Origin of the sequence: Mycobacterium sp. UM_WGJ, assembly GCF_000455125.1 — a bacterium.
Lineage (GTDB): Bacteria > Actinomycetota > Actinomycetes > Mycobacteriales > Mycobacteriaceae > Mycobacterium.
The window spans coordinates 301,353-314,761 of sequence record NZ_AUWR01000008.1 but is presented as its reverse complement, the minus strand read 5'-3'; the positions used below and the strand labels follow the sequence as shown (position 1 = coordinate 314,761).

Below are 13,409 nucleotides of genomic sequence, written 5' to 3'. Positions count from 1 at the left end.
TCAGGCCGCCGGCTCGTGGGTGAGCTCCTTGAACCAGCTGGGGATGGGTTTGAGCAAACGCTTGGGATAGAACCCGGACAGCCATACCGCAGGGTTGGCCAGCAGGTGATACGGGCTGTCGGGGTTGGCCATCCAGCCTGAGTAGCGTTTGACGACTTGGTAGGCCGGCACCCGCCGGGTGTGTTCGCCGCGTTCACCGAACTGGGTGAATCGCATGAGAGCGGCGTAGAGACGTTGCGGATCCAATCCCATACCGATCACCTCGTTGCGAATCCGGTTGAGCAGCGGGATCGAGATCAGGGCTCCCACGATCAGCGACGGGGAGGCGACGGTACCGACGAACTCGATGGCCAGCCGACGGGCATCGGCATGGCCGATCATCTCGAGCACCTCGAAATCAACGGCAATGTGGCGGGATTCGTCATTGTTGATCTTCTCGAACACCTGGTGACAGACCGGGTCTTCGACCTCGTCGAGCAAGAACTTGAGCAACGCTCCGTCGAGTGCGACTTCGAGCATCGGGATCACCGTGCCCAGCACCGACAGCGGCAGGTCGTCGGAGTAGTCGTCGAGCCATTGCATGGCCAGCCGGATGTTGACATTGGGTTCGGGCATTTCGCCGTCTTCGAGCATGCCCCAGCGCTTCATCAGCGCCAGCTCGGCGTTGGCGTGACGTTGCTCCTCGGCATGGAAGTAGCGGTATATCTCGGCCAGTGTCGCGGTGGGCGCCTTGCGTGCCATGGCCGCGAAGCCGCGGGCGCCGATGTTTTCGATCCAGCACAGGTCGGCCATGAACTTCTTGAGCTTGGGTTTCATCTCGGGGCGGATCAGCTCGGCTCCCGGTGCGTCCCAGTCGATATCGGCCAGCGCCCATTGCCGATTCTTGATCTTGGTGAGCATGACGTCCATGTCGAGAGCCATCGTGATCTCCTTAGTCGGACCTACCTGGCAACGCCGCACTGGCACGGAATGCCAGTCCGATGGTTCGGGTGAACGTCTCCGGTGCCAAACGTTTGATGTTCCAGCCGATCTTGGCGTCCAGCTGGGGCATGCAGTAGAGGCCGCCGCGATCGTGGGTGTCCAGGCAGTCACGGGCGACCCGTTGCGCAGAGAGCCCGGTCCAGCGCATGAGTAGGTTCGCGGCCTCACTGGATTGAGAGGTGATCCGGCCGGATTCGACGATGTTGGTCTTGACGAAAGTCGGGCACAGCACCGTGACCCCGATACCGGTACCGGACAGCTCGGCGGCCAAGGTCTCCGACAGCGACAACACGCCGGCTTTGCTGACGTTGTAGGCGGCCATGTCGGGGGCGGCGCCGAACGACGCGGCGGAGGCGACGTTGATGATGCCGCGGGGCTGACGGGATTGCTCGGGGCTACCGTCCCGCAGGATCGGAGTGAAGACGTGGCAGCCGTGAATCGGACCCCACAGGTTGATGCCCAGCGTCCAGTTCCAGTCGTCCAGGGCCATTTCACCGATCGGCTGCCCGCCGGCGCCGACACCGGCGTTGTTGATCACCAGGGTGGGGGCGTGGCCGAACCAGGACTGCGCGGCCTCGGCCAGCGCGCTGACCTCGTCGATCGTTGAGACGTCGCAGTGCACGGCGGTGGCGCGACCGCCCGCGTTCTCGATGGCCTCGACGGTGCTGCGGGCGGCGTCATCGTCGATATCGCTGCAGACCACGGCGCTGCCGCGGCGGGCGAGTTCGATGGCGAAGGCGGCTCCGATGCCGCTTCCGGCGCCGGTGACGACGGCGGAGGCCCCATGGCTGCGTTTCGGCGATCGGCCAAGGATCATGTGACTGAGTCAACAGCTAATGGTGCCATTAGTCAATGGCAATGTATTTGAGCCGGGCCCGGGCCGGTGGCGGCGCGAACCCGGCCCTGTCTCGTGCGGGCTGTGGTTGCCCGCAGCCCGCACGAAACGGTTGTGCGGTCCTGCTAGTTGAACATGCTGTCGAGCCAACCGAAGTCGAGCAGGCTGGCGGCCGCGGCTGCGTCGCCGGGGTCGACGTCCACGTCGGGCACCGGGATGGTCGAGGTCAACGCCTCGGCGATCTTGCCCGGCAGGATGTCGAACAGGTAGGCGAAGGTGCCGTTCTCGGTGAGCAGACCGGTCCACGGTGCGCGGGGAACGCCGCCGTCCTCATCCCACACGATGTAGCCGTTGAGCAGTGCGTCGAACGGGTCCTGAGCCACGTGGTCAGGGTTGTTGGTGAAGTTCTCCGCCAGCGCGAACTGGAAGCCGAGGAAGGGCTCCCACACCGACTTGGCGGCGCTCTTCCAGAAGCTGAAGTCGTCGAACAGGTCCTGCACGTTGGTCCAGACCTGGCTCATGTCGGTGCCGATTCCCATGATGCCGGTGATCTCTTCGCCATCGACCACGCGGTTGAACAGCGGCTGGAAGATGTACTGCGCGCCGAACACCATGTCCCAGTTGATCAGGTTCCAGGCGTGGGTGACGTCACCCTCCTTGAGGAAGTCGATGATCTCCGGGAGGGTGTTCTCCAGGCCACGGATCGGGCCGATGCCCGACCACATGCCCTCGATGCCATCCCATGACCCCTGCAGGCTGTCGTTCGCGAGCTGGCCGTAGTAGCCGGACAGCTCGCCGATGGCGGAGAAGATCGGGTTCGGGCCGGAGAGCAGCTCCATGAGCGCGTCGAGATTCTCCGTGGTCGTCGCCGTGAGCTCGACTGCGGCGTGGTGGCTGGCCGAGACGGCCATCGGAGTGGTCGGCACGGCGATCAGGCCGGCGCCGGCTAGGGCGATCCCGGCGGCCAGGAGTCCGGTGGCCCGGGTGGTGGATACAGTGCCGGGATCGGTCGATCCTGCGGCCAGGGCGAGCTGCATTGCATCTCCTTATCGTGACCTCAACGTTTATGAGGTTTTTGTCATGTCGAACGCGGGTTGACATTAATCACGAATTAAGATGAAAGGCAAGCCTAACCTAACGTTGTGTTGGACGTCACAGGTAGGGCAAGCCTAACCTTACTTCCGGCTTTGGTGTAGCGTCGCTCACCATGAGCGTTTCCGTCCCCGATGCCATCAACGTCGCTCTGCGAGAGATCCTGCGCGACGACCTGAACGTCGATCTCAACCGGGTGACGCCGGAGTCGCGCCTGGTCGACGACGTGGGCCTTGATTCGGTGGCGTTCGCGATCGGCATGGTGGCCATCGAGGACCGTCTCGGGGTGGCGCTGTCCGAGGAAGACCTGTTGACGTGCGACACAGTCGGGGATCTCGAGGCCGCCATCCGGGCGAAAGCCCCTGCCGACGCGTGAGCGTGCTGGCCGACGCCCTGACCCGGGCGATGACCGGGTCGGCGCATGACCTGGTGGTCTTCGACACCGACACGGGCGTATGGCAGCGCCATCCGTGGCGACAGGTGCACGCCCGCGCCGAGAGTATCGCGGCCCGCATCCTCGACGGCGACGACGACGGGGCCGTGGGGCTGGTAGGCGAGCCGACCGCAGACCTGGTCGCCGCCATCCAGGGCGCCTGGCTGGCCGGCCGTAGCCTGTCGATCCTGCCGGGACCGGTCCGCGGCGCGGACCCTGGGCAATGGGCGCAGGCCACGCTGGATCGCTTCCACGGCGTTGGGGTCAGCACGGTGCTCAGTCACGGTCCTGTGTTGGACCTGCTGGGGGCGGAGGAGGCCGGCCGCGCACTGGCGGTGGCTGATGTCGCAGCGGCGGCCGGCGCCGGACGCTCGGTCACACCGGTGACCGCGGACGCCGATATACCCGCGGTGTTGCAGGGCACCGCCGGGTCCACCGGCACCCCGCGCACCGCCCAGCTGTCACCGACCGCGGTGCTGGCGAACGTCTCCGGCTTGAGCAAGCATGTCGGTGTCGATCCGGCCGCCGATGTCGGCTGCAGCTGGCTGCCGCTCTATCACGACATGGGACTGACCTTCCTGCTCAGCGCGGCACTGACCGGCTCGGAACAGTGGCTGGCGCCGACGGCGGCCTTTGCCGCTTCGCCGTTTCGTTGGCTGAGCTGGTTGCACGACAGCCGGGCCACCATGACCGCCGCACCCAACTTCGCCTACAGCGTGATCGGCAAATACGCCCGGCGTGTCCCCGACGTGGACCTGAGTCGGCTGCGGGTCGCCATCAACGGCGGCGAACCGGTCGACTGCGAGGGACTGGAGCGATTCGTCACCGAGCTGGCCAAGTTCCGTCTGGACCCCGGTGCGCTGATGCCGTCCTACGGCTTGGCCGAGGCCACCTGCGCGGTGACGGCGCCGCGACCTGGCGCCGGCTTGGTGTACGACGAGGTGACCAACCCGGCCGGCGAGGACGCTGCGACCACCCGCCGACACGCGGTGCTCGGCGAGCCGATCCCCGGGATGCAGGTCCGGATCCGCCCGGTGGCCGACGACCACGAGGAGCTGCCGCAGCGCGAGGTCGGTGAGATCGAGATCCGCGGAACCTCAATGATGTCGGGCTACCTCGGCCAGCCGACGCTGGACCCGGACGCCTGGTTTGCCACCGGCGACCTCGGCTACCTCACCGACGCCGGCCTGGTGGTCTGCGGCCGGGCCAAAGAGATCATCTCGATCGCAGGTCGCAACGTTTTCCCGACCGAGATCGAACGGGTCGCGGCGCAGGTGCGTGGGGTCCGGGAGGGCGCGGTGGTGGCAGTCGGCACCGACGGGATCCGTCCGGGACTGGTGATCGCCGCGGAGTTCCGTGGCCGCGACGAAGCCGCAGCGCGTGCCGCCCTGATCTCCCGGGTGGCATCGCAGTGCGGGGTGGTGCCCGCAGAGGTGGTGTTCCTGGCACCGGGCGCACTGCCCCGGACGTCGTCGGGAAAGCTCCGGCGGCTGGATGTCAAACGCAACCTGGAGGCCTGAAGTGACCGACGTGACCGCCGGATCCGATATCGACAGCTACCGGGTCTTGCTGGATCAGGTCTTCGACCAGCAGGTAGTGGACTGGACCGCGGAAGCCGAAGCGACCGAGCGTTTCCCGCGCGCGCTGATCGAACACCTGGGGCGCAGTGGGGTGTTCGCGCAGAAGTGGAGTAACGGTCAGCATCCCGACGTCGCCAAGCTGGTGGCCCTGGCATTCAAACTGGGCCACCTGCGGTCGGCCGGCATCGGGGTCGGGGTGAGTCTGCACGATTCCGCCATCGCGGTATTGCGCCGATTCGGCCGATCGGAGTATCTGCAGAGCATCTGCGCGCAGGCCATCGCGGGCCAGGCGGTGCTCTGCATCGGCGCCTCGGAGGAGTCCGGCGGTTCGGACCTGCAGATCGTCGAGACCGAAGTTCGTTCGGCGCGAGATGGTTTCGAAGTGCGTGGCCGTAAGAAGTTTGTGTCCCTGTCGCCGATCGCCGACCACATCATCGTGGTGGCGCGCGGTGTGGACCATGACGCGAACAGCCGGCACGGCAACGTCCTGGTGATCGCGGTCCCGATTTCCCAGGTGCACGTCAACGAGCCCTATCGCAAGGTCGGTGCCGGGCCGCTGGACACCGCCGCGGTCGACATCGACACCTGGGTGCCCGCTGATGCGCTGATCGCCCGCCCGGGCACCGGGCTGGCCGCCATCTCCTGGGGGCTGGCGCATGAGCGCATGTCGATAGCTGGGCAGGTCGCGGCATCATCCCAGCTGGTGCTGGGGCTCACCCACGCCCGGATGATGCGACGCCGGCAGTTCGGCGCCACTCTGTTCGAACATCAGGCGTTGCGGATGCGGGTGGCCGACCTGCAGGCCCGGGTCGACATGCTTCGCCACGCGCTCAACGGCATTGCTGCCGACGGCCGGCTCGATCTGCGTGCGGCCGCGGCCATGAAGGTCACCGCGGCCCGGCTCGGTGAAGAGGTGTTCTCCGAGTGCATGCACATCTTCGGCGGCTCCGGCTACCTCGTCGATGAGACCCCGATCGGACGCTGGTGGCGGGACATGAAGCTGGCTCGCGTCGGCGGCGGCACCGACGAAGTGCTGTGGGAGTTGGTCGCGGCCGGCATGCGACCCGACTACGACGGCTATGCCGAGCTGTTCGAGAGTGGATCGTCCTCGGGGTAGCGCAGCACCCCGTAGAGCGCCATGCGGCGGTAACCCATGTCGTGCTCACCGAGAAAGGTCCCGCCCACATACTCGGCCAGCCTGCGCATGGCCGTGTTGCGGTACTCGGGCTCGAACATCATTCGCCGGCAATGCGGTTCGAGCTCGAACACGCTTTTCATGACGCGCGGGAGCAGGATCGCCGCGAACCCCCGATTGACCGCTGCGAGGTCGGCGACCGCCCCGTGCATACCCAGGTCGTAAGGGTGGGCGGCGTAGTACTTGGCGATGGAATCCTTTGACGCTCGGTACAATTCGATGTAGCCGCTGTCCTGCCCGTGCCGGCTGACGATCAAGGGGCGCGTGAAGCTGCCTTCGACCAAGGCGCTCAGGTAGGCGTGCCAGCGCTCCGGCGGCCAGGCGGACTCCCATGTCTCGGCCAGATGTGGCCGGTTCATCCACTCGGAGATCATCTCCGCGTCGCCGTCCGGGTCGGCGACCCGGATCGAGTAGGGAGCGGCGAGAACCGGGATCGGCGGTGCGGGAACGCGGCGAACGTCCTCGGGGACGTCCGTCAGTTCACGGTGCACAATGTTGGCGGCGTCTGTCATAACGAACGGTCAGCCTACCCCGAGCCCCCCTGCCAATAAGTGAGGGTAGGGTAACCTAGGTTCCACTTTGGCGGCGGGGCGCCGAGCTCCACTCCGCGGGGTGGGCCACCGTCGGCGAAAGGACCGGGATGGCGCGCGGCTTGCAGGGGGCGATTCTGCGGGGCTTCGGTGCTCGCGACCACACCGTAACGGTGCTCGAGACCGCCTGGATCGCTCCACATTGCATCCGGGTCTGGATGCATTCGTCCACCCTGTTCACCGACGCGGCCGTCGAACCCAGTGCCTGGCTGCGATTTTGGTTCCCGGACCCGGATGGATCGCACACCGAGTTCCAGCGCGCGTACACGATCGTCGAGGGCGACGCGGAGAGCGGACGCTTTGCGGTCGACATGGTGCTGCACGAACCAGCCGGGCCGGCCACCCGCTGGGCCCGCACCGTGGAACCCGGAGCCACCATCGCGGCGATGTCGCTGATGGGCTCGTCGCGCTTCGAGGTGCCCGATGCCGACGCCCAGCCCGCCGGCTACCTACTGATGGGCGACTCGGCGTCGATTCCGGGAATCAACGGAATCATCCGCACCGTCGCACCCGATGTACCGATCGAGCTCTACCTCGAACAGCACCACGACGACGATCTGTTGATCCCGTTGCAAGCGCACCCCCGGTTGCGGGTGCACTGGGTGCCCCGCCGTGACGCGGGCTCGCTGGCCGCGGCGATCGAGGCCCGGGACTGGTCGGACTGGTACGCCTGGGCCACGCCGGAAGCCGCGACGCTCAAGGCGCTGCGTACCCGGCTGCGCGACGAGTTCGGCTTCCCCAAATCCGAAATCCACGCGCAGGCCTACTGGACCGCCGGACGTGCCATGGGCACTCAGCGCGGGCCGGAGCCTGCGCCGTTGACGCTGCCGTCACCAGACAACACTGCGAGTGAGACGGCTGGTTCATGCGGCGGTCCCAGCTTCGCCTCTCCTGCGTCGAGACTCGCTGAACCGCCGGGTGAGCGCACAGCCAACGCAAAGGGAGCGTGGCGTGCGCAGGCCGCGGGTCGGCTGCTCGGTCCGCTGCGGGGGCCGCTGATTCTCTCCGGTGTCCTCCAGGCCCTGATCACGTTGCTGCAGTTAGCCCCGTTCGTGCTGCTGGTGGAGCTGGCCCGACTGTTGGTTGCCGGCGCCGACGAGTCACGGCTGTGGACGGTGGGAATCACCGCACTCTCGTTGCTGGGTTTGGGCACCTTGCTGGGCGCGGGGCTGACGCTGTGGCTGCACGTCGTCGACGCCCGCTTCGCGAGCGCGCTGCGGACCCGATTGCTGAGCAAGCTGTCCCGGCTGCCACTGGGCTGGTTCACCGCCCGCGGATCCGGCTCGATCAAGCAACTGGTCGCCGACGACACCCTGTCGCTGCATTACCTGGTCACCCATGCCATCCCGGACGCCGTCGCCGCCGTGGTGGCACCGGTCGCGGTGTTGGTCTACCTGTTCGTGGTGGACTGGCGGGTGGCACTGGTGCTGTTCGTGCCCGTGCTGGTCTACCTGGTGCTGATGTCGGTGATGATGACCCAATCCGGCCCCAAGATCAGCCAGGCGCAACGCTGGGCTGAGCGGATGAACGGCGAAGCCGGCACGTACCTCGAAGGTCAGCCGGTGATCCGGGTGTTCGGCGGGGCCACCGCCTCCGTCTTCCGCCGCCGCCTCGACGACTACATCAACTTTCTCGTGGACTGGCAGCGACCGTTCATCGGCAAGAAGACGCTGATGGATCTGGTCACCCGCCCGTCGACCTTCCTGTGGCTGATCATGCTGACCGGCACCCCCCTGATCATCTCCGGCCGAATGAACCCGGTGAACCTGCTGCCGTTCCTGTTGCTGGGCACCACTTTCGGCGCCCGACTGCTGGGTATCGGCCTGGGGGTCGGCGGTATTCGCGGCGGCATGCTGGCGGCACGGCGGCTACAGATCGCCCTGGACGAGCCCGAGCTCGCCGTCGAGCAGCACGATCCCACACCGGTAGACGCGCCTGGGACGGTGCGCTTCGAGGCAGTCACCTTCGGCTATCGCCCCGGTGTCCCGGTGATCCGCGACGTGTCGTTGACGCTGCGGCCGGGTACGGTGACCGCGCTGGTGGGCCCGTCGGGTTCGGGCAAGTCGACCCTGGCGGCACTGCTGGCCCGGTTCCACGACGTCGAGTCCGGATCGATATCGGTTGACGGTCACGACATCCGGTCGCTGACCGCCGACGAGCTCTACCGCCGGGTGGGATTCGTCCTGCAGGAAACCCAACTGGTGCACGGCAGCGTGCGCGACAACATCGCGCTGGCGGTTCCGGATGCGACCGATGCGCAGGTGCAGGCCGCCGCCCGCGAAGCCCAAATCCATGACCGCATCTTGCGGCTGCCCGACGGCTACGACACCGTGCTCGGCGCCGCCGCCGCGCTTTCGGGCGGGGAACGCCAGCGGCTGACCATCGCCCGCGCCATCCTCGCTGACACGCCCGTGCTCATCCTGGACGAGGCCACCGCGTTCGCCGATCCAGAATCGGAATACCTGGTGCAGCAAGCGCTGAACCGGCTGACCCGGGATCGCACCGTGCTGGTAATCGCCCACCGGCTGCACACCATCACCGGCGCCGACCAGATCGTCGTGCTCGACCACGGGGGGATCGCCGAACAGGGCAGCCACGACCAATTGCTGGCAACCGGCGGTCGCTACCAGCAGTTGTGGCAGACCGGCCGCGCCGCGGTCACCGTCGGGGCGGAGGCCGGCCGGTGATCCGCACCCTGATCCAGCTGATTCCGCACGACCGCCGTGGCCGGATGTATGGCTACGCCGCGCTGACGGTGCTGTCGGTGGCGGTGCGGGCAGCGGGGACCGTGCTGCTGGTCCCGCTGGTGAGCGCGCTCTTCGCCAGCACGCCGAGTCAGGCGGTGGCCTGGCTGGGTTGGTTGACCGTGGCGACCGTCGCCGGTTGGCTGATCGACTTCGCCTGCGCACGAATCGGATTCGGCTTGGGATTCGCCGTCCTCGATCACACCCAGCACGACGTGGCCGACCGACTGCCGGGCATCCGGCTGGGCTGGTTCACGCCCGCCAACACCGCCGACGCGCGACAGGCGATCGCTGCCACCGGCCCCGAACTGGTGAGCCTGGTGGTCAACCTGCTGACCCCCCTAATCAGTGCGATCTTGCTGCCGCCGGCGATCGCACTGGCCCTGCTCGGGGTGTCCTGGCAGCTGGGTCTGGCCGCCCTGGGCGGGGTACCGCTGCTGCTGGGGGCGCTGTGGGCGTCCAACCGGCTCAGCGCCCGCGCGGACGCCGCGGCCGGCGACGCCAACACCGCTTTGACCGAACGAATCATCGAGTTCGCCCGCACCCAGCAGGCGCTGCGCGCGGCGCGACGCGTCGAACCCGAGCGCAGCACCGTCGGGCAGGCGCTGAGCGCCCAACATGGCGCGGCGATGCGGCTGTTACTCATGCAGATTCCGGGGCAATTGCTGTTCAGTCTGGCCAGCCAGGGCGCCCTGATCCTGCTCGCCGGCAGCACCACCGCGTTGACCGTGACCGGCACGCTCAGCGTTCCCGAGGCCATCGCCTTGATCGTGGTGGCGGTGCGCTACCTGGAACCGTTCACCTCCATCAGCGAACTGGCGCCCGCGCTGGAGTCGACGCGGGCCTCCCTCGAGCGGATCCGTGCTGTGCTCACCGCGCCGGAGGTGACGGTCGGCCCCGGTCATGCCCCCGAGGCCCCCGGCGCCACCCGAATCGAGTTCGACGATGTCACCTTCGGCTACGACTCCGCGGGCGCCCCGGTGCTCGACCGGGTGAGCTTCACCCTGCAGGCCGGCACCACCACGGCCATCGTCGGACCGTCCGGCTCGGGCAAGAGCACCATCTTGTCCCTGATCGCCGGGCTGCATGAGCCCACCGGTGGGCGGGTGTTGCTCGACGGGGTGGACGCCACCGAGTTGGACGCCGCGTCACGGCGCGCCGCCACCAGTGTGGTGTTCCAGCATCCGTACCTACTCGACGGCACGATCCGCGACAACATCCTGGTCGGAGACCCCGACGCCGATCAGGAAGCTTTCCAGCGGGCCGCCGCACTGGCCCGCGTCGACGAGCTGGTTGCCCGACTGCCCGACGGCGCCGAAACCCGGGTGGGTGAAGCCGGCGCGGCACTGTCTGGCGGGGAGCGCCAACGGGTCAGCATCGCCCGGGCGCTGCTCAAACCCGCACCGGTGCTGCTGGTCGACGAGGCGACCAGCGCACTGGACACCGAGAACGAGGCCGCGATCGTTGCCGCGCTGAGCTCCGAGCCGCGCCAGCGTACCCGGGTGATCGTCGCGCACCGGCTGGCCAGCATCTCCCAGGCCGACCGAGTGCTGTTCATCGACGACGGCCGCGTCATCGAAGACGGGACGATCGACGAATTGCGCGCGGCCGGTGGGCGTTTCGACGAGTTCTGGCGGCAGCAAAATGATGCCGCCGGATGGCAGATCCACGCCGGCTAGCACGCAACGGGCCACTTTAGTGCGATCATCGAAGGCGTGAACGCCGACGATGACCCCGAGGCCCGGATCCGGGAATTGGAACGCCCGCTGTCGGACTTCGCCGCGCCCGTGGAACTGACCTCCCCGTCGATCGGTACCGAGGGGCGCACGTTACCGCCGCGAGGCCGGGGGATCGCCGTCGTCGCGATTGCGGCGGCCCTCCTGATCGGGGTGGCCCTGGCCATGTTCCTGATCGTCGGAGGCCAGACGACTACGACGCAGGGGCATCCGACCGCTACTCGCGGTGCCGCGCCGGAACCGTCCACGGAGCCGGTCGAGGTTCCAGCGCCCGAACCAGCGCCCATTCCGGAGCCGCCGGTCGCAGCGTCGCCTGCTAATCCGGTGCCGGACAGCAGTGTCACCCTCACCATCGCCGGGGCCGGGGAGAACAAGATACTGGCCTGCGACGGTCGCTACGTGTCGGTGAGCGGTGTCAGCAACACCGTGGAACTCACCGGCCAGTGCGCCGGTCTGACGGTGTCGGGCATCGGCAACGTCATCACCGTCGACTCGACGCCCAAGGTCACCGCATCCGGTCTCAACAACCGGGTCACCTACCGCTCCGGGAACCCGGACGTGAGCACCTCGGGGTTCGACAACGTCGTCGAGCGTGGCTAGGCCGGCGAATTCGGGTCAGCCGAGCTGGCGGACCAGCGCTTTCTTGTCGATCTTGCCGACCGCCGTGAACGGCAGCGCCGGCAGCGCCGTCAGCTGATCGATCCGGACGTGGGTGGCGACCCCACACTCGTCGAGGTGGCGGTTCAGCTCTGCCAGCGTCAACGGTGCTCCGTTGAACACCACTGCAGCGCACACCTTTTCGCCCAAATATTGATCCGGTTGGCCGACCGCGGCAGCCGATCGAACCGCCGGATGGACCAGCAGGTGCGCCTCCAGTTCGTCGGCAGCGATGTTCTCGCCGGCGCGCACGATCACGTCCTTGATCCGCCCGGTCACCTCCAGGTAGCCGCCTGCCAGGCGGCGGACCCGGTCCCCGCTGCGGTAGAACCCATCCGGGCTGAAGGACCGCTCATTGGCCTCGGCCGCGTTGTAGTAGCCGTTGATCGTGTAAGGCCCGCGCACCATTAGCTCACCCTCGGATGTCTCGGCGCCGTCCTCGTCGACCACCCGCAACTCGTCGTCGGCGCACAACGGCCGGCCCTGGGTGGTGTCGAGCAACTCCGCCGAATCGCCGGGCCGGGTGTAGCAGAGCAACCCCTCGGCCATGCCGAACACCTGCTGCAGCCCAGGGGTCAACGCCTCCCGAACCCGGCGGGCGTCTCCCGCGGCGAGCTTGGCGCCACCGACCTGCAGCAACCGCAGCGTCGTCGGCTTCTGCGGCTCCCAGTCGCAGGCGTGGGCCCACAGCGTCGCCAACGCCGGCACCAGCGCGGTGACCGTCACCCGGTGCCGGGCGATGGTGGCGAAGGCCGCCTCCGGGCTGGGGTCGGCACCGAAGACGGTGGCTGCGCCCACCGACATGGCGCCCAGCAAGCCGGGGCAGGCCAGCGGAAAATTGTGGGCGGCCGGTAACGCCGCGAGGTAGACGTCGTCGCAGGTCAGCTCGCACAGCTGCGCGCTGGCGGTGGCGTTGTAGACGTAGTCGTCATGGGTGCGGGGGATCAGCTTGGGCATACCGGTGGTCCCACCGGAGACCAGCAGCAGTGCCGGTGCGGTCGGATCGGGGGTGACTCGCGGCGCGGGGGAGTCCTCGGGCGCCTCGTCGATAACGAGCCGCCGCAGCCCCAGTTCGGCGGCCATCGCCGGATAGTCGAATCCCGCAGTGGCATCAGGGATCACGATCCCGACGGCTTCGCTGACCGCAGCCAGATGCCCGATCTCGGCAGCACGGTGCCCGGGCAGGCACAGCACCGGGAGGGCACCCACCCGCAGCAGCCCGAACAGCGTGACAGCGAACGCGCAACTGTTGGGCAACTGCAGCAACACCCGGTCACCGGCACCGACACCCAGCCGGTGCAGGCCCGCCGCTGCGCGATCGGCGGCCGCATCCAACTGCGCATAGGACAGCGTCGCGTCTGTATCGATCACCGCCGGACGCTCGGGCCAGCGGGCCGCGGCGTCGTCGAGCAGCGATGCCAGCGGCCGCCCGCTCCAGTAGCCGGCCGCACGATAGGCGGCGGCCCGCTCGTCAGGAAACGGTACGAACCCGTGCATGTGTACTCCCTGGCTTGCCGACGACCGAACCTGGATAGAGTAGCTTCGAGAAATTAGGGCAGCCTAACG

Annotated in this window: 10 protein-coding genes and 1 pseudogene; 6 read left to right on the top strand and 5 right to left on the bottom strand. The window is 67.8% G+C overall.

Annotation, left to right across the window (positions count from 1 at the left end; genetic code table 11):
• The 3 genes from N416_RS0103320 to N416_RS0103310 form a co-directional block, all read right to left on the bottom strand.
• Window positions 1-921, bottom strand: a complete 921-nt coding sequence (locus N416_RS0103320) for a hypothetical protein (protein WP_024440713.1) — start codon at window positions 919-921, stop codon at window positions 1-3.
• 10 nt (window positions 922-931) lie between these two features.
• A complete protein-coding gene (locus tag N416_RS0103315) occupies window positions 932-1,798 on the bottom strand; it encodes an SDR family NAD(P)-dependent oxidoreductase (RefSeq protein ID WP_024440712.1) in 867 nt (288 codons plus the stop codon).
• 143 nt (window positions 1,799-1,941) lie between these two features.
• Window positions 1,942-2,853, bottom strand: coding sequence for a hypothetical protein (locus tag N416_RS0103310; RefSeq protein WP_024440711.1), 912 nt, complete (start codon window positions 2,851-2,853; stop codon window positions 1,942-1,944).
• A 158-nt stretch (window positions 2,854-3,011) separates the two neighbouring features.
• Between N416_RS0103310 and N416_RS0103305 the strand changes: the two are divergent.
• The 3 genes and pseudogenes from N416_RS0103305 to mbtN all read left to right on the top strand — a co-directional run.
• Window positions 3,012-3,284: pseudogene (locus tag N416_RS0103305) on the top strand (acyl carrier protein); the annotation flags it as partial.
• Window positions 3,281-4,861 carry a long-chain-fatty acid--ACP ligase MbtM gene (gene mbtM, locus N416_RS0103300; protein WP_024440709.1) on the top strand — a complete coding sequence of 527 codons (1,581 nt, stop codon included), beginning with the start codon at window positions 3,281-3,283 and terminating at the stop codon, window positions 4,859-4,861. The pseudogene N416_RS0103305 and the gene mbtM, both read left to right, overlap by 4 nt.
• Before the next feature lie 10 nt (window positions 4,862-4,871).
• Entirely contained in the window at window positions 4,872-6,038 is a 1,167-nt protein-coding gene (mbtN, locus tag N416_RS0103295) for a mycobactin biosynthesis acyl-ACP dehydrogenase MbtN (protein WP_024440708.1), read from the top strand.
• Here mbtN and N416_RS0103290 read toward each other — a convergent pair.
• Complete coding sequence (locus tag N416_RS0103290; RefSeq protein WP_024440707.1) at window positions 5,999-6,628, bottom strand: GNAT family N-acetyltransferase; 630 nt, start codon at window positions 6,626-6,628, stop codon at window positions 5,999-6,001. The genes mbtN and N416_RS0103290 overlap by 40 nt on opposite strands.
• A gap of 128 nt (window positions 6,629-6,756) precedes the next feature.
• Here N416_RS0103290 and N416_RS0103285 point away from each other — a divergent pair, with 128 nt between their 5' ends.
• Genes N416_RS0103285 through N416_RS24215 form a run of 3 tightly spaced genes read left to right on the top strand, consistent with a single transcriptional unit; the run spans window position 6,757 to window position 11,786 of the window.
• A complete protein-coding gene (locus N416_RS0103285; RefSeq protein ID WP_024440706.1) occupies window positions 6,757-9,393 on the top strand; it encodes an ABC transporter ATP-binding protein/permease in 2,637 nt (878 codons plus the stop codon).
• Window positions 9,390-11,129 (top strand): ABC transporter ATP-binding protein, encoded by a 1,740-nt coding sequence (locus tag N416_RS0103280; RefSeq protein WP_024440705.1) that lies wholly within the window; start codon window positions 9,390-9,392, stop codon window positions 11,127-11,129. Before N416_RS0103285 ends, N416_RS0103280 begins: the two co-directional genes overlap by 4 nt.
• Before the next feature lie 36 nt (window positions 11,130-11,165).
• On the top strand, window positions 11,166-11,786 hold the full coding sequence (locus tag N416_RS24215) for a DUF3060 domain-containing protein (RefSeq protein WP_024440704.1): 621 nt from the start codon (window positions 11,166-11,168) through the stop codon (window positions 11,784-11,786).
• 15 nt (window positions 11,787-11,801) lie between these two features.
• On the opposite strand, the gene N416_RS0103270 is transcribed toward N416_RS24215, so the two are convergent.
• Window positions 11,802-13,340 carry a (2,3-dihydroxybenzoyl)adenylate synthase gene (locus tag N416_RS0103270; RefSeq protein ID WP_024440703.1) on the bottom strand — a complete coding sequence of 513 codons (1,539 nt, stop codon included), beginning with the start codon at window positions 13,338-13,340 and terminating at the stop codon, window positions 11,802-11,804.
• Window positions 13,341-13,409: the final 69 nt, after the last annotated feature.